The sequence below is a fragment of the Roseiflexus castenholzii DSM 13941 genome (assembly GCF_000017805.1).
GTDB lineage: Bacteria > Chloroflexota > Chloroflexia > Chloroflexales > Roseiflexaceae > Roseiflexus > Roseiflexus castenholzii.
The window spans coordinates 2,293,844-2,315,320 of the sequence record NC_009767.1; the positions used below are offsets into that span (position 1 = coordinate 2,293,844).

16 protein-coding genes are annotated in these 21,477 nt (G+C 60.1%); 10 read left to right on the top strand and 6 right to left on the bottom strand.

Annotated elements, in window-relative coordinates:
* Nucleotides 1–55 precede the first annotated feature (55 nt).
* Nucleotides 56–1,504, top strand: a complete 1,449-nt coding sequence (locus RCAS_RS09170) for a sensor histidine kinase (RefSeq protein ID WP_232280218.1) — start codon at nt 56–58, stop codon at nt 1,502–1,504.
* A 206-nt stretch (nt 1,505–1,710) separates the two neighbouring features.
* Here the strand turns inward: RCAS_RS09170 and RCAS_RS09175 are convergent, their stop codons facing one another.
* The 4 genes from RCAS_RS09175 to RCAS_RS09190 form a co-directional block, all read right to left on the bottom strand.
* The gene (locus RCAS_RS09175; protein ID WP_012120305.1) at nt 1,711–2,322 is read right to left on the bottom strand and encodes a cation transporter; all 612 of its coding nucleotides are present in this window, start codon (nt 2,320–2,322) and stop codon (nt 1,711–1,713) included.
* Nucleotides 2,319–2,573 carry a hypothetical protein gene (locus RCAS_RS09180; RefSeq protein WP_012120306.1) on the bottom strand — a complete coding sequence of 85 codons (255 nt, stop codon included), beginning with the start codon at nt 2,571–2,573 and terminating at the stop codon, nt 2,319–2,321. The genes RCAS_RS09175 and RCAS_RS09180 overlap by 4 nt, the downstream gene beginning before the upstream one ends.
* 311 nt (nt 2,574–2,884) lie before the next feature.
* Nucleotides 2,885–3,097, bottom strand: a complete 213-nt coding sequence (locus tag RCAS_RS09185; protein ID WP_012120307.1) for a dodecin family protein — start codon at nt 3,095–3,097, stop codon at nt 2,885–2,887.
* A gap of 96 nt (nt 3,098–3,193) precedes the next feature.
* Entirely contained in the window at nt 3,194–3,685 is a 492-nt protein-coding gene (locus RCAS_RS09190) for an aminoacyl-tRNA deacylase (protein WP_012120308.1), read from the bottom strand.
* A 1,412-nt stretch (nt 3,686–5,097) separates the two neighbouring features.
* Between RCAS_RS09190 and tyrS the strand changes: the two genes are divergently transcribed.
* A complete protein-coding gene (gene tyrS, locus RCAS_RS09195) occupies nt 5,098–6,372 on the top strand; it encodes a tyrosine--tRNA ligase (RefSeq protein ID WP_012120309.1) in 1,275 nt (424 codons plus the stop codon).
* A gap of 22 nt (nt 6,373–6,394) precedes the next feature.
* Here the strand turns inward: tyrS and RCAS_RS09200 are convergent, their stop codons facing one another.
* The gene (locus tag RCAS_RS09200; RefSeq protein WP_232280219.1) at nt 6,395–9,901 is read right to left on the bottom strand and encodes a cyclic nucleotide-binding domain-containing protein; all 3,507 of its coding nucleotides are present in this window, start codon (nt 9,899–9,901) and stop codon (nt 6,395–6,397) included.
* Between the two features lie 810 nt (nt 9,902–10,711).
* Here RCAS_RS09200 and RCAS_RS09205 point away from each other — a divergent pair.
* The 4 genes from RCAS_RS09205 to RCAS_RS09220 are packed head-to-tail and all read left to right on the top strand — an operon-like array spanning nt 10,712 to nt 15,987.
* Complete coding sequence (locus RCAS_RS09205; protein ID WP_012120311.1) at nt 10,712–11,473, top strand: SDR family NAD(P)-dependent oxidoreductase; 762 nt, start codon at nt 10,712–10,714, stop codon at nt 11,471–11,473.
* 5 nt (nt 11,474–11,478) lie between these two features.
* On the top strand, nt 11,479–14,424 hold the full coding sequence (purL, locus tag RCAS_RS09210) for a phosphoribosylformylglycinamidine synthase subunit PurL (protein WP_012120312.1): 2,946 nt from the start codon (nt 11,479–11,481) through the stop codon (nt 14,422–14,424).
* Between the two features lie 22 nt (nt 14,425–14,446).
* Nucleotides 14,447–15,265 (top strand): DUF1444 family protein, encoded by an 819-nt coding sequence (locus RCAS_RS09215; RefSeq protein ID WP_012120313.1) that lies wholly within the window; start codon nt 14,447–14,449, stop codon nt 15,263–15,265.
* On the top strand, nt 15,265–15,987 hold the full coding sequence (locus tag RCAS_RS09220; RefSeq protein WP_012120314.1) for a hypothetical protein: 723 nt from the start codon (nt 15,265–15,267) through the stop codon (nt 15,985–15,987). Before RCAS_RS09215 ends, RCAS_RS09220 begins: the two co-directional genes overlap by 1 nt.
* A 70-nt stretch (nt 15,988–16,057) precedes the next feature.
* On the opposite strand, the gene RCAS_RS09225 is transcribed toward RCAS_RS09220, so the two are convergent.
* Entirely contained in the window at nt 16,058–16,711 is a 654-nt protein-coding gene (locus tag RCAS_RS09225) for an O-methyltransferase (protein ID WP_012120315.1), read from the bottom strand.
* A gap of 250 nt (nt 16,712–16,961) precedes the next feature.
* Between RCAS_RS09225 and RCAS_RS09230 the strand changes: the two genes are divergently transcribed.
* From RCAS_RS09230 to RCAS_RS09245, 4 genes are all read left to right on the top strand, one after another.
* Complete coding sequence (locus RCAS_RS09230; RefSeq protein ID WP_012120316.1) at nt 16,962–17,681, top strand: esterase family protein; 720 nt, start codon at nt 16,962–16,964, stop codon at nt 17,679–17,681.
* A 29-nt stretch (nt 17,682–17,710) separates the two neighbouring features.
* Nucleotides 17,711–18,670 carry an ATP-grasp domain-containing protein gene (locus RCAS_RS09235; RefSeq protein WP_012120317.1) on the top strand — a complete coding sequence of 320 codons (960 nt, stop codon included), beginning with the start codon at nt 17,711–17,713 and terminating at the stop codon, nt 18,668–18,670.
* 223 nt (nt 18,671–18,893) lie between these two features.
* Nucleotides 18,894–20,291, top strand: coding sequence for a hypothetical protein (locus RCAS_RS09240; protein ID WP_012120318.1), 1,398 nt, complete (start codon nt 18,894–18,896; stop codon nt 20,289–20,291).
* The gene (locus tag RCAS_RS09245) at nt 20,288–21,427 is read left to right on the top strand and encodes a carboxylate-amine ligase (RefSeq protein ID WP_012120319.1); all 1,140 of its coding nucleotides are present in this window, start codon (nt 20,288–20,290) and stop codon (nt 21,425–21,427) included. Before RCAS_RS09240 ends, RCAS_RS09245 begins: the two co-directional genes overlap by 4 nt.
* Nucleotides 21,428–21,477: the final 50 nt, after the last annotated feature.

Here is a 21,477-nt window from a genome sequence, read left to right on the forward strand (position 1 = left end):
CTTTCATGCGGGAAACTATCCGTGGGGGATGACTGTGGAGCGAAGTCCCACCCTGGTGGATACATATTTGCGGGCACGATTGCTCGGCATGGCGCTGGTCAATGTCAGTCTGGCGCTGCTCCTGATCGTCCTGTACATTGGACTGCTGACGATTCTGCTCTGGATCGGAATCCAAGATCAGATGATCGCGCATATGCTGGCGTCGGTTGGAATGGCAGTCGCAGTTATTCCGGTGCGGCAACGGTTGGTTCGGTTCAGCAACTGGCTTCTGCGTCTGCGTTGGCAGAATAGTGAGGAAATTCTGCGCGAATTCAGTGCGGCTCTCAGTCATACCATCGAACCCGATGCCCTGCGCGCCCTTTTGATCGCCGATCTACCGCAGCGGTTGCGGTTATACAGTGCGACCCTCTGGATGCTCGAACCGCCGGAAGACCAGATGTTTGTTGCGATTGGTCAGGAAGCGCACCTGCCGGGCGCCACGATCCTGGCGCAGGGGGCAAGCATCGGCAAAGTGCGTCGCTGTCCCGATTACCTTCGTGTTCCCGTCCACGCCGACGATGAATGGGCGCGACCATTCGTTGCGCAGGGGATCGGACTGCTCTTTCCACTGCGGATCGGCAGTCGTCTGGTGGGCATCTATGGATGCGGATGGTCGATGAGCCGTCGGGGGTATTCACGTCAGACGATCAGCCTGCTCGTGACCCTGGCGCCTGCCATTGCTAGCGCTCTCGAGAATACGCGCGCATATACCGAAATTGCACGGCTCAATAATCAACTGCGTCGCCTCGATAAATTGAAGGATCAGTTTATTGAGCATGTCGGGCACGAACTGCGCACACCGCTTACGAGCCTGTCGCTCGCGTTGCAACTGCTCACGCACCAACCCGAATTGATGCGCGATCTCAGCCATGTTGTGCGCAACAGCATTCTGCAACTTGAGGCGCTGGTTAATCGCGTGTTGCTGCTGGATCATTCGTTCGAGAATGCCACTGCCCATATGCACCGGCACTCATCATCAATCGAACTGTTGCCATTGCTCGAAGAGGTTGCCGAGTCGTTCATGCCCGCTGTGTGCGCAAAAGGGCTTGATCTACGTGTGCAGGCGCCAGAAGGGTTGGCTGCCTGGGGCGACGTCACGCTGCTGCGCCGCGCGCTGCACGAGGTGATTGATAATGCCATCCGGTATAGCGATACAGGAACAGTGACCATCACTGCGTCTGTGCGCGATGGTCTTGCGGTCATCACAGTTGAAGACCAGGGACCTGGCATCCCGCCTGATGAGCGTGATTTATTGTTTAACGCATTTTACCGGGGTCGCCGCACGCGCGCCCTGGCGGAGCAGCCAGGCGTTGGATTGGGGTTGAGCCTGGCGCGTCGTGACATCGAAGCGCTCAGAGGGCAGATCTGGCTTGAACGCACCGGCAGCGATGGGTCGGTCATGTGCGTTGCTCTCCCTGCTGTGGAACTGTCGTATAACGAGGTGGGACGATCATTGTCAGGATAGGGTCTGGGCGAGGGCAGCGGTTTCGCTCCGGCGCACGGTGGGGGCGGGCACACGGATTGGCACGGATCGCGACGGATAGGCGCGGATGGGGCGCGCTGTCGTTCCCGCTTCCGCTCCGGCGCACGGTGGGGGCGGGCACACGGATTGGCACGGATCGCAACGGATAGGCGCGGATGGGGCGCGCCGTCGTTCCCGGCGCTCGGTGCTCAGTTCTCAGCGCGCACTTCACGCCGCGCTGCGATCCAGACCTGCCGCGCAGCGTCGGCATTGATCGCCAGGATTCCCAATCCTACAATCAGATCGGGCCAACCGGAGAGGATCACGGCGGTCAGGAGTCCAGCCGCCACAATAGCGACATTTGCCAGTGCGTCATTGCGCGCGGAGAGAAAGGCGGCTTTTGCCAGACTCCCGTGATGCTTCCGGTGGCGGGCAAGCGCCAGTGCGCAGGTCAGGTTCACAACCAGCGCCCCCACCCCTGCCACAGCAAGCCATGCCGGATCGGGCGGGGTGGGGTGCAGAAATTTCTCCCACGCCTTCCAGAGCGTCGCCAGACCGGGGATCAGGAGAATGGCGGCGAGGATCATCCCCAGGCGTCCACGCCAGATAGGGGACCATCCCAGCCCAACCAGGATCAACACGTTTAAAGCCGTGTCTTCGAGAAAGTCGATGCTATCGGCAAAAAGTGCGACCGAGCCAATAGCAAGAGCAATAGCAAACTCCACTCCAAAATAGGCGAAGTTTGCCAGCGCCACAAAACCCACTGCCCGCCGCAGCGATGCACCGGTCGACGCGCGCGATGAGGACGTTTCGTCAGTCATGAGTAGTAAGAACGAGGTGGAGCCGGTACCGTGTTGATGTCCTGGCTCAGGATGACGTGCCGGGGTAGGCGGGTCGTGAGACGATCAATCAGCAGCGTTTCGTCGTAGCACTGCCCGGCATAGAGACAACTCAGCGCCCAGAGGTGTTGCAGGTGTAAACGGGTGAACACACGACCGTCGCCAAGGTCACGATCGGCAAGCACACGCGGCAGAAGGCGGTCGATGAGCGCGTCTAGTTCAGCAGTAGACATCCGCGTATCTCCCTTGAGTGAGCGGCTTTAACTTTTTGTCAGATGTCTATCAGAATACGGTCATATTGTAGCACAAACCCCGGGAGAGTCCAGTTGGCGATAAACGGAGTCATTGCGAGGCAAAGCGCTTCAGTCAGTCGGACCCCTCATCCATAGGTCGTGGTGTTCGCCTTTTTCGCAAAACTTTGCGGGGGACAAACATCCCCCCTGTACACCTCGTTTCTTGCGCACGGGAAAGTGAGATATACAGGGGAGAGCGGCTCATACGTCAAAGCCGACTACATCTCTCGATAGGCATCGCCGCGCCTTCTTCAAATATCTTCGTGGTACTTGAACGACACCTTCAGTTTCGTGCGATACATGATCTTACCGTCTTCCAGGTGAATGTCCATCTCAGCCACCTCGCCGACCCGCAGATCCTTCAGGTGGCGCGATGCGGTCTCGATGGCGTTTACCGCAGCTTTTTCCCACGACTCGGCGCTTGTGCCGACCAGTTCGATGATCTTGTACACGCTTTCGGACATGGCTTTCCTCCTTCCGAACTGACGATACGATCGAAAATGACCTTGATTGGGTGGAATGTATGTTGCAACCGCGTATCGTTCTGACTGACGATACAATCAAAAATGACCGGCCAGAATCTGTGTGTCGCGCTCGAATGAGGCAATGAACGGATGGACAAGACGGATGAAGTCTTCACTTCGCATCGTGATGGCGTCCTGGTGTGTGCCTGCCTGCAAGGTGATCATTGCGCATTCGGCGAGATCGCGATCCAGATACACCGGCAGGTTGTACAGGTTGCCAAAAGGCGGCATAGCGCCAGGTTCGCAGTCGGGAAAGACCGACGCGAACTCGCGCTCGTCTGCCAGACAAATCTCACGCGCCCCAATAATCTCGGCGAGCCGCGCCAGATCGGCGCGTGTATCGGCGGGCACAACGAGCATCGCCAGTCTTCCGTCGATGAAGACCATCACAACCTTGGCGAAGGTGTGAGGCGGAACGTGTTCGTAAGCGGCAACGTCGGAAGCAGTGTACGCGGTGGGATGATGATGGATCGTGTACGAAACGCGGTTATCGCGCAAATACGCGCTCAGGCGTTCGAGACACGTCATGGGAGCACCTCCTTGTGCCTGTTGATCTCCCAGTATACATGACGATTCGGCGCCGTTCCGGTCAGAAGTGACGACTCACAGGAAATATTTGTTCACTTTTTGACGACCTGCGGCATTGCTGGTATGCTAGCATAGAGGCGCGAGGCAAGAGGCGCGAGGCAAGAGGCAAGAGGCAAGAGGCGTGAGGCAAGAGGCAAGAGGCAAGAGGCGCGAGGCGCGAGGCGCGAGGCAAGAGGCGCGAGGCAAGAGGCAAGAGGCAAGAGGCAAGAGGCGCGAGGCAAGAGGGTCCCGACCGTGGCGTAGCGCGAGATTTATCTCGCATTTGTGGAGATGCGCGAGGCGCGAGGCAAGAGGCGCGAGGCGCGAGGCGCGAGGCAAGAGGCGCGAGGCAAGAGGGTCCCGACCGTGGCGTAGCGCGAGATTTATCTCGCATTTGTGGAGATGCGCGAGGCGCGAGGCAAGAGGCGCGAGGCAAGAGGCAAGAGGCAGGAGGCAAGAGGGTCCCGACCGTGGCGTAGCGCGAGATTTATCTCGCATTTGTGGAGAGGCGCGAGGCGCGAGGCGCGAGGCGCGAGGCGCGAGGCACGAGGCAAGAGGCAAGAGGCAAGAGGCGCGAGGCAAGAGGGTCCCGACAGTGGCGTAGCGCGAGATTTATCTCGCATTTGTGGAGAGGCGCGAGGCAAGAGGCAAGAGGCGCGAGGCAAGAGGCACGAGGCAAGAGGGTCCCGACAGTGGCGTAGCGCGAGATTTATCTCGCATTTGTGGAGAGGCGCGAGGCAAGAGGCGCGAGGCGCGAGGCAAGAGGCAAGAGGTAAGAGGGTCCCGACCGTGGCGTAGCGCGAGATTTATCTCGCATTTGTGGAGAGGCGCGAGGCGCGAGGCAAGAGGCAAGAGGCAAGAGGTAAGAGGGTCCCGACCGTGGCGTAGCGCGAGATTTATCTCGCATTTGTGGAGAGGCGCGAGGCAAGAGGCGCGAGGCGCGAGGCAAGAGGCAAGAGGTAAGAGGGTCCCGACAGTGGCGTAGCGCGAGATTTATCTCGCATTTGTGGAGAGGCGCGAGGCGCGAGGCGCGAGGCAAGAGGCAAGAGGTAAGAGGGTCCCGACAGTGGCGTAGCGCGAGATTTATCTCGCATTTGTGGAGAGGCGCGAGGCGCGAGGCGCGAGGCGCGAGGCAAGAGGCACGAGGCACGAGGGGCCCGACAATGGCGTAGCGCGAGATTTATCTCGCATTGGTGGAGAGGCGCGAGGCGCGAGGCAAGAGGCGCGAGGCAAGAGGCAAGAGGTAAGAGGGTCCCGACAGTGGCGTAGCGCGAGATTTATCTCGCATTTGTGGAGAGGCGCGAGGCGTGAGGCGTGAGGCAAGAGTCACGAGGGGCAAAGTGTTTAACCCCTAATCCCTGGTTCTCAGTGCTATGACAACAATTCTTGACGAACTCCGCTGGCGCGGGCTGCTCTACGAGAGCAGCGACGGTCTGGACGATCTGTTGGAGCGCGAACGGGTGACGCTCTACATCGGCTTCGACCCCAGCGCCGATAGTCTGCACATCGGACATTTGTTGCCACTGCTCACCCTGGCGCGTTTCCAGCGCTGGGGGCATACGCCGATTGCACTGGCTGGCGGCGGCACCGGTCTGATAGGCGATCCGAGCGGCAAAACGCAGGAACGTCCCTTACTGAGCAAAGAGCAGGTCGCGGCAAATGTCGAGGCGATCAAACGCCAACTTGCTCAGTTTCTCGACTTCAACGCTGGCGACCATTCGGCGATGCTGCTCAACAACGCCGAATGGCTGACGCGCCTGTCGCTCATGGACTTTTTGCGCGATGTCGGCAAGCATCTGACGGTCAACTACATGCTGGCCAAGGACTCGGTGCGCTCACGGATGATGAGTGAAACCGGCATTTCATTTACCGAGTTCAGCTACATGCTCCTCCAGGCATACGATTTTGCCTATCTCTTCGAACACTATGGCTGTAAACTCCAGGCAGGCGGCAGCGATCAGTGGGGGAACATCACGGCCGGCATTGAACTGATCCGTCGCACGTCAGGGCAGAAGGCGTATGGGCTGGTCTACCCGCTGGTGACGAAGGCGGACGGTACAAAGTTCGGCAAGACCGAGTCGGGTGCGGTGTGGCTCGACCCGAAGCGCACGTCGCCTTACCGGTTCTACCAGTTCTGGTACAACGTCGATGATGCGGATGTCGGGAAGTATCTGCGCTACTTTACCTGGTTGAGCGCTGCCGAGATCGAAGAACTGGAACAGATCACGGCGAGGCAACCGGAGCGCCGCACTGCACAGCAGCGCCTGGCGCGCGAGGTGACGCGCATGGTGCATGGCGAAGCAGCGCTGGCGCGCGCCGAGGAGGCGTCGCAGGCGCTCTTCGGCGGGTCGCTGGCAAGCCTCAGCGCCGATGATGTGGCGGATATCTTCGAGGATGTGCCTTCGATTACGCTTCCGCGCCAGGACCTCGAAGGTGACGGGATGAGCCTGATCGATGCGCTGGTGCGCTGTGGCATCGCTACCTCGAAGAGCGACGCGCGACGCGCTATCGAAGGTGGCGGCATCTATATCAACAATGTCCAGAGCGCCGATGTGGGGCGTCGGCTGACGCTCCACGATAGCATCGATGGACAGTGTATCGTGTTGCGCAAAGGGCGCAGACATTATCACCTGATCAGGCTCGTGTGAGCATTCGCTTTGATGTGGTCCTTCACCTGCTCTCTAGCGCCTTGAGCCTTCCGGTACCGATCCGTTCCAGTTGTCGTGATACGCTGCCGTCGTTGTGCACCAATGCCTGGATTGCAGCGTGCGGCAGCGTTAGCGTGGTGAGCGACGTAAGGGCGATGACGCTTGCTACCGGTGGAGCGTTGCGTAGCAGTTCGAGTTCGCCGAAGAACTCCTGTGGTCCCAGGCGCGCGATCAGGCGTGCGCGCGATTGCCCTTCGTTGGCGGCGGATGAATCATGCCGGACGACTGCTGCTGTTCCTTTGCGAATAATGAAAAAAGTGCCGCTGGGTCTGCCCTGGCGCACAATGACCGTGCGCGCAGGGTAGGTGTGCTGTTCTGCAATCGCTGCCAGACCGCGCAGCGTGTTGCGTGGGAGGTCGGCGAACAATGGCACCTGTTCCAGCAGGCGGAGCACCTCAGTCAATTCCAGACCGGCTGTGGCATGCGGTACGCGGCCGGCAGTGAGATGAAAGAACTCCTCGGCTGGCAAAAAGAGCAGGCTTGATGTCATGGTCGTGCGGTAGGTGTATGCGCATGGTGTGTTGCCCATCACCTCTGCCGCGCCGATCGCATCACCGCGATGGAGTTCCGCAACAATACGCTCCCCGCGCCGCGCAACAACCTCACCGGCTTCGATGATCCAGATTCCCGGCGCCGCAGCGCCGGCGCGCAGCACGGTCGCGCCGCCGGCAAGCGTTTGCTCGATGACGCTGGCAACCAGCGCTTCCAGTTCGTCGTCGTCGCAATGCAGAAAAATATCAACCTGTCGGAGCAATCGCAGGCGTGCAGCACGCATATCGCCGAACGAACTCGACAACTCACGCGCCCATGGCGTGTCGGGAAAACAGAGCCGGCTGGCTGTTTCACGTTCGGGCCAGGGCAGCGCATCGTATGCCGCCTGAATACAGCGCCGCGCAAATGCAGCGCCTGCGATCTGCTCAATCTCGGCGACTGTGTAACGCAATACTTCGGCAAACCGTGCGCCCTGCACAGCAATGGGCAACGTCGTGACCTGTTGCCCAATTCGCGCCTGCTCATGATCCAGGGTGATTTCCCAGTTTGCCGTGGCTGCCAGAATGTCCATTCGATCATCGAGGGCGCGCGCGCGTCGTTCGCCGTACACCGAGTGCAGCAACCGATAACAACCGCAGTAGGTCAACTGGAATGCGCGCACCAGACGGTCGCTTTCGTTCATGCTCGGAATGTGCTCCCAGTGGAACTCACGCAGTGTCAGGTGACGGAGGATTGCCCCATGCACCAGCCATGCCGTCGTCCACAATCCCGCTCCTAGCACATCGAGCGCCAGCCCGTCTCCGCGCAAGTCGGCGATGTAACCGGCGGTTTTCACCAGGGTGCTTGCCCAGAGCAGCGCCCATGACCAGATTAACCGCGAGTCTGCCAGCCCAAACAGGTGCTGAAGCAGCAGCGCCAGCGCCAGCGCGCCAAAGTAGGCTGGCGCCGCCATTGCCAGCCACGCTAATGCGCCTGTCGTCGGATAGACGGTCTGGACGCTGAAGAGCGCTACCCCGCCGATGGCAAAGGCTATCATCAACAAAATGGCTGTTCCCAGCAACTCGTGCAACGGTGTCGTGCGCAGGTCCGCATCGAGCAGCACGGTAAACCCCGCGACCAGCAATCCAACGAACGCCAGACCATCGAGGATGACCCAGATGCCGGGCGGCAACGGCAGCGCTCGCGCAATACCGGCCATCCCGGCAAGCGTCGTGGTCACAACCAGCGCCAGTACTGCCGGATAGATAGTCGCGCCGCGATAGTATGTCCGAATAGCCAGCAGCGCATTGAGCGCTACAATCCAGAGCGCCGGTCCGAGCGCCAGGGCGACCCATCCCCACGGACCGTCTCTGGTTCCAATGACCGCCAGTGATGCGATCAATGCCAGCAAGACCCCAACAGCAGCGAGCAGCCCAGGCTGACGCCCATATCCGCGTCGAACCAACCAGCCGACCATGGTCTGCCCCGCTTCCCAGAACGCAAGCAGAATGGCTATGACTGCCGGGAGAACGACCGTCAGGATCAGTGCCATGCCAATCAGTCGTTGCCACCAGATGCCGCGCAACAACTCCAGGGCTGGCTCGAGAATCTGTTGCTGCCAGAACCATACCGCACCGATGATCGCCAGAAAGGTATAGAGCGTCGTGGCTGCACCATAGATCGCGTAGATGCGTTCTTTGCGGCTAAGCGGCAATGTGCGCTCATCGAGGTTGAGCGTCGTTGCCGGGGGACGTTTGCCCATGCGTTGCATCCAGTGTGTCGAGCGCATGCGCAGGTGGGCGCCAAGTTTTTCCCACAGCGGACCACGCACATATGCCAGCGCCGAACGCCGAAGGTCCGGCATCCGCAGCAGATCGACGAGGATATAGTAGCCGTCGAGTTCGAGGAGCGGATTCAGGTTGAACACACTCGATACAAAACTGGTGAACGCCAGTTTGTAAGCAATTGCGCCAACAGGAGTATCCGGCAACAGGTAAGCGGCAATTGCTGCCAGACTGCCGACCAGCAGGTCTGCCGCAGGACCGACTGCCGATACCATGACGCGCGCACGGCGCGGCGAGCGCCAGATGTCACTGGTATCGACGAAAGCGGCAGGCAAGCCATAGTACAGCATCACGCCGCCGCGAGTCAGAGTGCGTCCAAAATGCTTGACCGCCAGTGCGTGCGCGCTCTCATGCACCACGAAGGATAGCAGGGTGACTGCCCAGAGCGCCGCCAGCCCCAGCGTCACCGAGTCGTTCAGCCGAATGACCTCATATGTTTCCGAACCGCTGCTCATTGCCAGCCCAAACGTGATGATGCCAATGAGCGCGATCATTCCGGCGAGGAGCGCAAAAACGCGAGTAAAGAGCAATCTGCCGCCCCAACGATACACCCTATCGTAGAAAGCGTCGATGCCGGGCAGCGCCAGCGTTGCGCCGGTCAGGATGCATCGCAAGCGACGCCTCCAGGCGCCGGTCGTCCCTCTGGTAATCGCGTCGTTGATGGCGCGATAGATGCCAGTTGGCTGGTCGAACAACAAACCTTCCGCCTTGAGACCGGCGACCAGTTCGCCAATCGGCAGGATCAGCCCATGCTGACGGAAGGCGGCAAGCCCAAGTTCGGAGACGGTGCGCGTGCCATCCATTGCACGCCAGACCTCGTGTTGCGCTTCGGTCAGGCGAATATAATTGCCACGCGGACTGCGCACGATATAGAGCGTCTGATCGCCTTCGCTCACCGGATCGGCGGCAACGTCGGGAATGGCATGGGGGCGGTACTTTGCCGGATCGGTGCGGTCGCGCAGGATGGTCCACAGAGGGTCTGATACTGACCGGTGAGTAATCCGTTTCCGAATGAGCGCATATACCTGGACTGTTGGGGTGGGCGACGCAGCAACGCCGTGCCGGACCGCAGCCCAGATACCGCCGGGGAGCGGACGGGAGACGGTTTGGGGTGGTCCGAAATCCGTCGTTATTGTCGTCTTCAGCGTCGTCATCGCCATCATTCTAGCATGGCGCGCCGGTGGTGCGCGGGTGCTGTGCGAGGATAGGTGGTACGTTGGAGATTGAAGGTTCCACACGTTGAACGTGAGAAAGCCCGGTGTCTGTCGGGGGGCGCCGCCGACGTGCCCCGGCGCGCGTCTGTGCGAACGTTGCGCGTCGCACGTGGTGCGTTGCAGGTGGGGGGGATTGAAGTTGTACGCGGCAGTCGGCGGATGGCGGATGAGAGGTTGTCAATTAAGCGAGAACGCCCTGACTTTTTCACTCAGCACGGTTTGCCTTTACTGAACCCGACTGCTTCAACCAGCTGCTTCGCATGCTCTTTGGTGAGACATCACGACATCGCTGATCTTTGAGATGATATGGTACGCTCTCGCCTTACCGTAACCATCTCGAAGCGCTGCACCTGGCTCCTAGCGCAACGGTTTTCTCATACCGCGCGTATTTGCTGGTCTCCCCGAGTAGATCCAAAATCTCTCGTTTCCCTCAGCTTACGACAGCCTTTTGCAGTACTATCGCTTGCCGGGTGCAGGTACATCGGGTTGTTCGAGTGCATGCCCTTTGCTGAGTTACTCTGTCAGGGCGGTAGAAGTAGTATACTCCATGCCCGACGATTTTACAAGCCCTTAATGTGGTGCAATGTGATGCAGTTTGCTGTGCAGAAAATGTGCGGAAAGAAATGGTACAATGCCCTGCGCTGTTATGCAGTTTGACCGCATACGAACGCTGCGGTAGACTACAGATGCCATCGAACTCCTGAACGGCTCGAAGGTTGTGTGTGAACGATGAGGCAGTGAGGTTCGCTGATGAGTACGTTGAATGAGAAGACAGCATTCATTACCGGTGGCGGGCGCGGGATTGGCCGGGCGATTGCGTTGACGTTCGCCGGCGCCGGTGCGGCGGTGGCTGTTGCCGGGCGCAATCGGGAGGCGCTTGACGAGGTGTGCGCTATCATTGAGCAGCGTGGTGGGCGTGCGGTTGCCGTCACATGCGATGTCGCCGATGCAATGCAGGTCTACACCGCCGTCAGTACGGCGCGCGCGGCGCTTGGTCCGTTTGATATTCTGGTGAACAACGCGGGGGTCACCTATAGCGCCAAGTTAACCGATACCGATGATGCGCTCTGGGAGCGAGTCATTCAGGTGAATCTCAACGGGGCATATTATTGCTGCAAGGCGATTGTTCCCGATATGATCGCGCGCGGCGGCGGGCGGATCATTAATATCGCATCGATGGCATCGCTCGTTGGGATGCCCTTCTCGGCGGCGTATAGCGCTGCGAAGCACGGTCTGCTTGGTCTGACGCGCTCGCTGGCGCTCGAGCTGCAACGGTACCATATTACGTCGAATGCTATCTGCCCTGCCTGGGTTGACACCGATATGATGGCGGAGGCGATCAATGCGTTGGCGGCGAAGACCGGTCGCACGCCGGAAGAGGCGCGTGAGGCGTTGCTGTCGCGCGGCGGTCAGCAACGCGCTATGTCGCCGGAGGAGGTCGCCATTGCTGCGTTGCGCCTCGCCGGTCCCGATGGCGCCGTTACCAATGGCGAAGCGATTGTGCTTCATTAAACCTTATGCCTGCCTATCTTGTCACTGTTTGCTCACGCCATGATCCTGCTGAGCCGGATCATCTCTTCCTGCTCGATGGCGATCTCGATGGCGTTGCGGTCGCACGCATGACAACCGATCTGCTCCACGATCCGGTGGTGCAGGAAGCATCCTGGACGCTGATCGATAACCTGGACGATGAGCCGGTCGCCGGTGTTGCAGGTGTGTTCCTGGTCGAAATTGCCTATCGCCCCGGTGTGACCGATAATGAGGCGGAGAGTGTGCGCAGTGGCGCTGCTCGCCTTGGCATTGGCGGGCTAAACATGGTCAAGACGCTGCGCCGCTATCGAGTGGCGCAACCGGGTGATGAGCGCGACCTGTACAATGACCTGATCCAGACGGCGTTGCGTTATCCTGCCGGTTCGGGCGCGGTTGAACGACGCGCATGGTATGCGCATTTGCTTCACCCGCCTGCGGATCACGAGCCGTTTGTGGCACGTGTGCCGATCACGACTGCGTCGGACGATGACCTTATGCGCATCAGTCAGGAGGGTATTCTGTCGCTCGATCTGGATGAAATGCGCGCGATCCAGGCGTATTATCGCAGTGAAGGGCGTGAACCCACCGATGGCGAACTCGAGACCCTGGCGCAGACCTGGAGCGAGCATTGCAGCCATAAGACGTTCAAGGGTCGCATTATCTACAAGAATCTTGTCCCGCCGGACGCCGACGATACGGCGCTGCCCGCAGAGGTCTATCCGTCGCTGCACCGGTTGATGCGCGACGATGAGATTGACAGTCTCATTCGCACGTTTCTCATGGCGGCCACCCGGCGTGTGCTTGAACAGCGGAAGAGTCTCGATTTTGCCGTGATCTCGGCGTTTGTCGATAACGCCGGCATTGTGGCGTTTGATAATGATTACGAGGTCTCGTTCAAGGTCGAGACGCACAATCATCCCTCGGCGCTTGAACCTTTCGGCGGTGCGAATACCGGCGTCGGCGGCGTGGTGCGCGACGTGCTCGGCGTTTCGGCGCAACCGATCGCCAATACCGATGTGTTGTGCTTTGGTCCGCTCGATCTGCCATCAGCCGATCTCAGCCCCGGAGTGCTGCATCCGCGGCGTGTTGCGGCAGGCGTGGTTGCCGGTGTGCGCGACTATGGCAATAAACTTGGCATCCCGACCGTGAATGGCGCGGTGCTCTACGACCGCGGGTATGTGGCGAATCCGCTGGTATATTGTGGCACCGTCGGTCTGGCGCCGCGTGACGCGCATCCGCGTGCGGTTCGCCCCGGCGATGCCATTGTTGTGATCGGTGGGCGCACCGGGCGCGATGGCATTCATGGCGCGACGTTCTCATCGGCGGAGTTGACCCACACCACGGCTGAAGAGGTTGGCAGCGCCGTTCAGATCGGCGACCCGATCACGGAAAAGAAGATGATGGATGTCATCCTTCAGGCGCGCGACCGGAAACTCTACAGTGCGATTACCGATTGTGGCGCCGGGGGGTTGTCGTCGGCGGTTGGCGAAATGGGGGCGGAGTGTGGCGCCGAGGTGGATCTGGCGCGCGCGCCGCTGAAATACGCCGGTTTGCAACCCTGGGAAATCTGGCTCTCCGAAGCGCAGGAGCGCATGGTGCTGGCAGTGCCGCAATCGCGCCTGACGGACTTGCTGACGCTCTGCGCCGGCGAGGATGTGGAAGCGACGGTCATTGGGCGCTATACTGATACCGGTCGTCTGGTGGTACGCTACAACGATATGCTGGTCGTCGATCTGGCGATGTCGTTCCTTCACAACGGACGCCCGCAGCGGGTGCTGGAGGCGCACTGGTATGGCGTCGCACCGTCTAAGCAACGGCGCACAAACGACGGTCATTGCGTAGAGACGGAAGCCTCGAACCTGCTGCTGGCGTTGCTGGCGCATCCGAATATTGCCTCCAAAGAGCCGATCGTTCGCACCTACGACCACGAAGTCGGCGGCCGCACGGTCGTGAAGCCACTCATTGGCGACGGTCCTGGCGATGCTGCTGTGCTGCAACCGCTGCCGTCGTCCATGCGCGGAATTGCCATCGGGTGCGGCATCAACCCGCGTTATGGGCGGATCGATCCGTACTGGATGGCGCTTGCGTGCGTCGATGAAGCGTTGCGCAATGTGGTCGCCGTGGGCGCGGACCCGGCCCGCGCTGCGCTGCTCGACAATTTCTGTTGGGGCGATCCGCGTCTGCCCGACCGCATGGCTGGGCTGGTGCGCGCCGCTGCTGGCTGTTACGACGCCGCAGTTGCGTATGGCGCGCCGTTCATTTCCGGCAAAGACTCGCTCAACAACGAGTACCGCGATGCCGAGGGGCGGCGCACACCGATCCCGCCCACCCTGCTCATTTCGGCGCTGGCGCTGGTCCCCGACATTCGACGCGCCGTGACGTCGGATCTCAAGGAAGTGGACAACTCTGTCTATTTGGTTGGCATAACGAAGGCGGAGTTGGGCGGTGCGCATCTGTTCGATGTTTTACCGCAATCATCCATTGCTGCGACCGTATCTCGCGCGCAAACGCGAGTTCCTAGGGTTGATCTGGTTCAGGCGCCGCATCTGATGGCAGCGCTGCACCGGGCAATCGACGCTGGGTTGGTGCGCGCCTGCCACGATCTGAGCGAAGGCGGTCTGGGGGTTGCAGCGGCAGAAATGGCGCTTGCCGGCAATCTTGGGTTGGCCCTGGATCTGCGGACCGTACCGCGTGACCCCGATGTTGACGATGATCTGACGCTGCTGTTCAGCGAGTCGCCAAGCCGCTTCCTGGTCGAAGTGCGCCCCGCAGACACTGCGGCATTCGAGACGATGCTCGCAGGGTATGCGCACGCGCGGATTGGGGTGGTGACAGCAGCGGATGTGCAGATCACCGGCTTGACCGGCGCCACGGTGGTGCATCTTCCGCTCTCCGCGATCACAGCGGCATGGCAGGGTGCAACCGTCGTTTGACGGCTCGACGAAGGAGGCAGAGATGCGAAATGGTGATACGCCGCTCATGGAGGCGGATCAGTTTGCTGCGTATATCGAGCGGCGCCTGAGCCTGTACGACGACGTGCTCGAGGTGCGTGAGCGCCGGGGTTCCTCGCTGATAGTGCATGCGCGAGGTCACGAGGTCACTGTCTCTCTCGACCGGTTCTATCGCGCTTATGCGCGCGATCCTGCCCGGCTCGATGCCATTGTACAAACGATGGTCAGTATGTTGACCCGTGACATCCCGGCGCGTGATCGCGGTGATTTTGCGGTGTTGCGCGAGCATCTCTTTCCTATGCTCAAACCGATCAGTCTGCTGGTATTCGTGCGCGATCGTCGCCTGCCGATGCTGGTCTATCGTCCATTTTTGGCGGATCTCATCATTACGTATGTGGTGGACGAACCACAGAGTGTCGCGTATATCAACGAACAGCATCTCGATCAGTGGGGGGTAAGTGAGCGCGACATTCACGAGGCAGCGCTGCGTAATCTACGGCGCCGCACCGATGAGCGCGTCCCGTATGCGATGATTGGGGAGGATGAACAGCGACTCTTTATCTTCAACAGTAATGATGGGTACGATGCCACACGCCTGCTGCTGACCGATATTCTGGCGGATTGGGCGCAGCGTGTTCGCGGTCAGTTGGTGATCGGCATCCCGAACCGCGATTTTCTGATCGCTCTGGGGGACGAAAATCCCGATATTCTTCGCAGTGTCGCAGCACAGATCCAGATCGACGCGGTTCAGCGCGATTATGGGTTGACCGATCGCCTTTTCACTCTGGTTGGCGGTCAGATCCGCGAGTACGAGATGGCGTGATGGAGTCGGGCGTTCTGCTGCTTACGATTGGCGCATTTGGGGTTGCAGGCACGCTCGCGTGGCGTGATCGTCAGCCTCAGTATCTGATCGCTCTGGCATCCGGGCTGGTCGCCACACTCCTTTCTCCCCTCTGGCAGCGCCTGTACGGGTTCTCCTACGATCCGTCGCTCAGCCCATTCTTCAGCGTGCTGGATCGCCCACTGCCAACGATGATCTTCCTGGCGGGTTGGACGATCATGCTGCCGCCGTTGGTGATTTTTTTCCTCTATCAGCGACGCTGGTGGCGTTCTGGCTATTTCACGGGTGCATTGACGTTCGTGCTCTTCACGCTCTACCACATCCTGATCGAGACAATCGGCGTGCGCGCTGGTTGGTGGCGGTACGTCGATGGCGGCGCGCTGCCGTTCGATATTAGCGTCCACGTGCTCGCCGGGTTGATGAATGGGCTGGTGTCGCTCGGAGGGCTGGCAGTGTTGCTGATCACGCGCCACTATGCCTGGCCCATGCTCATGGCAGTAGTGCTGCCCACGCCACTTCTGATGAGCGCACTGGTCCATGGCTTGCTCGGCGCGCCGCTGTACACCGTGCTGCTGCTCCGTGCCCAATCGTGGGCTGCCAGCATTGGAATGCTCGGAACGCTCGGATTAATCCTGTGGGGTGCGCACATTATCGCCAGTGAACTGGGTCGCCGCCCGTTCATCGGGCGGGCAACGCCACTGTAGGGCGTGATAATCCTCACGTCCCTACGGCAGCATCATCCGCCGGCAATCTCGAATTGCTCGTAACGGCGCCTCAATCGCGCTTGCGGCATATGCCCACGCCGTCGCGCACCGGTACAATAACCGACTCGAGTTGTGGGTGAGTCATGATTGCACGGTTGAACTCCTGAATGCCACGCACAATCGGCGCTGCGTCATCTTCCAGCACCAGCGCATTGCACAATGCGTTATCGGCGATCAACAGACCACCGGGGCGCAGGCGGGAAACGCAGAGATCGAGCGCGCGCAACGACTCGCGTTCGCCCGTCAGATGGCGGAGAATGTCGAGAAAGACAAGGTCGTAAGGACCTTCCATCCGCTCAAGGGTGGTGAACCATTCCCCTTCGATAATATTGAAATGATCGCTGTAGCCTGCGTGCGCCACATAGGTGCGCGCCAGCGCGATGCGCTCCGGGTTGCGCTCAATCGCCGTCAGGCGACCGCCGTTCGGCGCGATTGCCCGCAGCAGCCAGATGGCGGCGTACCCGGTGGCTACACCGATCTCCAGTGCTTCGCGCGCGCCATGCATCTTCGCCAGCAGGTAGAGCAACTGCCCTTCCACCGGTCCCACCAGGGGCCAGCCATGCTCACGCGCCTGACGCTCCAATTCCGCCAGCGCCTGCGGCCGCGGCGGCATCAGTTCAGCCAGATAATCCTCGATTGCGATGTTTGTGATATCATCACGCATAATTGCGCCCTCCTTGCACGATGGACGTGATCTCCATTGCCTGTCGATGAGCGCGACAGCGGTCGTCACCGTTGCCCACCGCGAGAACGCGCTGCATGGCAGCATGAAGATTGTACCACACATGCACGAAGAATTGACAGACAGCGCACGATTACGGTATCATTGCGAACCACACAAGACACCCATGAGGTAACGCACCTCTCTGCCGCCATGCACTGGCGTGTGGCGTTCCTCGCACAACGGAGTTTTCATGCAACGTACCTACCATTGCTGGGAAAGCCCGGCGCTCGGCAGACCGATGGAACTGCTGGTGTTTGGTCACGCGGGTGCGCCGGTGATCGTGTTCCCGACATCGCGCGGTCGATTCTTCGAGTACGAAGACCGCGCCATGGTTGCCACACTGGGGCATCATATCGAACAGGGATGGATTCAACTTTACTGCGTGGACAGCGTGGATGCAGAAAGCTGGTACTGCGGCTGGATCCATCCGCGTGATCGCCTGCGCCGTCACGATCAGTATGAACACTACATTCTCGATGAAGTGCTGCCGTTTATCCACCACCAGAATCCCAATCCCTTCATTATGGTTCACGGTTGTTCATTCGGCGCAACCCACGCGATGCTCTTTGGGCTGCGTCATCCGACGCGCTTCAGCCGCGTCCTGGCGTTTTCCGGCTTGATGGACATTCGCTCATTCATGGATGGCTATCACGATCAGGAGGTGTACTTCCACAACCCGGTCGAGTTCATCGGCGGGTTGCAGCCGGGAGAGTACGCCGACGCTCTGCGTCGGCTGGATATTATCATGGCGATTGGACGCGACGACGAACTGGCGCCGAGCAATGCCGCGCTTTCGGAAGCACTCTGGCGCAAGGGTATCTGGCATGCGATGCGCTGGTGGGACGGCTGGGCGCACGACTGGCCCTACTGGCAGCAGATGATCCGTATCTACATCAATGGCGCGGACTGATCACCGCGCCTATGCCCAAGGAGTGAGGCGTGACCCTGAAAATCGGCATTCTGGTTGGGCGGGAAAATACCTGGCCCCCGGCGTTCATCGAGGAAGTCAACCGGCGCAATGCAGGCGTCGTGGCTGAGTTCGTCAAATTGAGCGGTACGTATATGGCGGAAGAGCCGCGCTATGCGGTCATCGTTGATCGAATCTCGCACGAGGTGCCGTACTATCGAACGTTTCTCAAAACCGCAGCAATTGGCGGAACGCATGTCGTCAATAACCCTTTTTGGTGGAGCGCCGATGAGAAGTTCACCGGCGCCACCATTGCCACGCGCCTTGGTGTCGCTCATCCCCGAACCGTCGCACTTCCATCACATTCCTACATTCCTGCCATTCATCCCGTCGAGTCGCTGCGCAATCTGGAGCCGCGCATTCCGTGGGAGCAGCATGTCGAATATGTCGGCGGCTTTCCGCTGATTCTGAAACCGCACGCCGGCGGCGGGTTCAAGCAGGTCTACAAAGTCTACGATATGCAGGGGCTGTGGGCGGCGTACAACGAGAGCGGCACCGAATGCATGATGATGCAGGAGTTCATCCACTGGGAGAAGTATGTACGCTGCCTGGTCATCGGGCGCGAACATGTGCTGGTGATGAAGTTCGACGTGAGTGCGCCGTATCCGCACCGCTACTTCGATGAACCGGACTATCTGACGCCTGAAGAGCATGAGCGGGTGGTGCGCGATGCGCTGACCCTCTGCCGCGCGCTTGGCTACGATATGAATACGGTCGAGTTTGCTATCAAGGACGGCGTGCCCTACGCCATCGATTTCACCAACCCGGCGCCGGATATGGATTATTGGTCGCTCAAGGAGAAGTTCTTCCGCTGGGCAGTGACGAAGATGGCGGATATGTGCATTGCAAAGGCGCTCTCCGGTCCGGCGACGCTCGATGAGATCCATTGGAGTCGCTTGCTCAATCCGCGTGATGCTGTAATGAAGGGCTGAGGGTGGTCCGTGCCATGTCCGTCTTCCGTATGAGGAAGACGGGTGCAGGTCACATAGGTCGATTCCTGGCAAGCCGCTCCATCGTTTGTCCCCTCCTGCGGAGGGGGTGAGGGCAAAAAGGGGATCGCGATGCCAGACATCCGCTGTGTGGCTCTCCTACGCCCGCAAGAGGTGGAGACAATAACGGCGACACAGACGTTCATGATCTGTCGTGAGGGCGCCAATGCTGGAACAGGCTATTGCTGATTATCACGCACTGCTGGAAGATGAGGCTCTTGCGCGCGCAACATGGGAGGCGTTGACCGAGGGGCAGCGCGAGCGGCGTCTCTTCTTCGGGACCAGGCCGCTCGCTACGGTGCTGCGTCCGCGCTTTCTGACGCACCAGCAATATGAGTTGTTGCAACGGGGCGTCGGGTTGGTCGTCGCAGCGTTGCAACGCCTTGGCGATGCGCTGCTGGCGGATGCCACGCTGCGCTCCCGTATCGCGCTGACGCCACAGGAAGAGGCGCTGCTGGCGCGCGATCCTGGCTATCCGTATCACAGCGCCCATTCGCGCATGGATACGTTTCTGACCCTCGATGGCGCGTCGCTCCGGTTTGTCGAGTACAACGGCGAAAGCCCGGCGGCGATTGCCTATGAAGATGTGCTGTCGGAACTGTTCAATTCGCTTCCTGCCATGCAGCAGTTTGCCCGGCGCTACGCCATCACGCCGCTGCCTGCGCGCCACCGGTTGCTCGCTACACTCCTCGACGCCTGGCGTCAGTTCGGTGGCTCAGGCTCGCCGCGGATCGCCATTCTGGACTGGAGCGGTTTGCCGACGCACTCAGAGTTCGTGCTGTTCCAACACTATTTTCGCAATCACGGCGTCGAAGCGGTGATCTGCACGCCCGACGATCTGGCGTACCGCGATGGGCGCCTGGTTGCCACGCGCTTTGAGGCAACTGAGCCAACGACAGCAACTGAATTTCCTATCGATCTGGTGTACAAGCGAGTGTTGACCGCCGAACTTCTGGTGCGCTACGGCGATGCGGCGCTCGACCATCCACTGATGCGCGCCTACGCAGACGGTGCGATCTGCATGGTTAATTCCTTCCGCGCCAAACTGCTGCATAAAAAGGCGATCTTTGCGCTTCTGACCGACGAAACGTTGTCCGATCTCTTTACACCTGAAGAGCGCGCTGCAATCAATGCGCACGTGCCCTGGACACGTCTGGTGCGCCCTGAAATGACAACCTGCGCCGGGACACCGGTTGACTTGATGGCATTTGCGCGTACTGAGCGCGAGCGCCTGGTGCTCAAGCCAAACGACGAGTATGGCGGCAAGGGGGTCGTTATCGGCTGGGAAACATCGCCAGACGCATGGGATCGCGCGCTTGGCGATGCGCTGCGCACGCCGTCGATCGTGCAGGAGCGCGTGACCATCGCCTATGAGGATTACCCTGCGATGGTTGATGGCAGAGTGCAGATCGGGCGACGCCTGGTGGACAGCGATCCGTTTGTGTTCGGCGGCGAGGTGCATGGGTGCTTGTGCCGTCTTTCGACGGTGACGCTGTTGAATGTCACGGCCGGCGGCGGATCGACGACGCCGGTCTTTCTGGTGGGGAGAGGAGCAGCGCCTTGACATCGTACAATCCTGCATCGCCCGATTTTCCGTTCACGCTTGGCATCGAGGAAGAGTATCAGGTCGTAGACCCGCAAACGCGCGAACTGCGCTCGTACATCACACAGATTCTCGACCGCGGGCGCATGATCCTGCGCGAGCAGATCAAGCCGGAACTGCACCAGAGCATGGTGGAAGTCGGCACACAACCATGCCGAACCATCCAGGAAGCGCGCGCCGAAGTAGTGCGGCTGCGCGGCACGATTGCCGGTCTTGCCCGGCAACACGGATTGACGATTATCTCCGCCGGAACCCATCCGATCTCGTCGTGGATGAGCCAGGAGATCACCCCGTTCGAGCGCTACAAAGGCGTCGTCGAGGAGATGCAGCAACTGGCGCTGCAACTGCTGATCTTTGGCATGCACGTCCACGTCGGGATGCCGGATGATGAGGTCGCCATTGAACTGATGAACGTTGCACGCTATTTTCTGCCCCATATTCTGGCGCTCTCAACATCATCGCCATTCTGGATGGGGCGCAACACCGGCTTCAAGTCGTACCGTTCCGCCCTCTTCTCGAACTTTCCGCGCACCGGCATTCCGCCGAGTTTCCATTCTGCCGCCGAGTTTCAGAACTATGTGAAACTGCTGATCAAGACGAACTGTATCGACGATGCGAAGAAGATCTACTGGGACCTGCGCCCGCACCCGTACTTTGGCACCCTCGAATTTCGCGTGTGCGACGCCGCGACGCGCGTGGACGAGTGCATCGCGCTGGCGGCGCTCATGCAGGCGCTGGTCGTCAAACTGCATCTGATGTTTTCCGAAAACACCACCTTCCGCGTCTATCGGCGCGCCGTCATTATGGAGAACAAGTGGCGCGCTCAACGCTGGGGGCTGGATGGCAAACTGATCGACTTCGGCAAGCGCGCTGAAGTGGAAGCGAAGGCGCTCATGCACGAACTGGTCGCCTTCGTCGATGAGGTGGTCGATGAACTTGGCAGCCGCCACGAAGTCGAATACCTGCTCAACGTCGCCGATGGCGGATCGAGCGCCGACCGGCAACTGGCGGTGTTTCGCGAAACGAATGACTTGCACGCCGTGGTGGACAATCTGATCGTCGAGACCCTCGAAGGAGTGCCGGTGTATCAGGGGTGAAACGCTGCTGCCGGACGGCGAGGTCAGGGCAGGTTTGAGACCCACCCGTC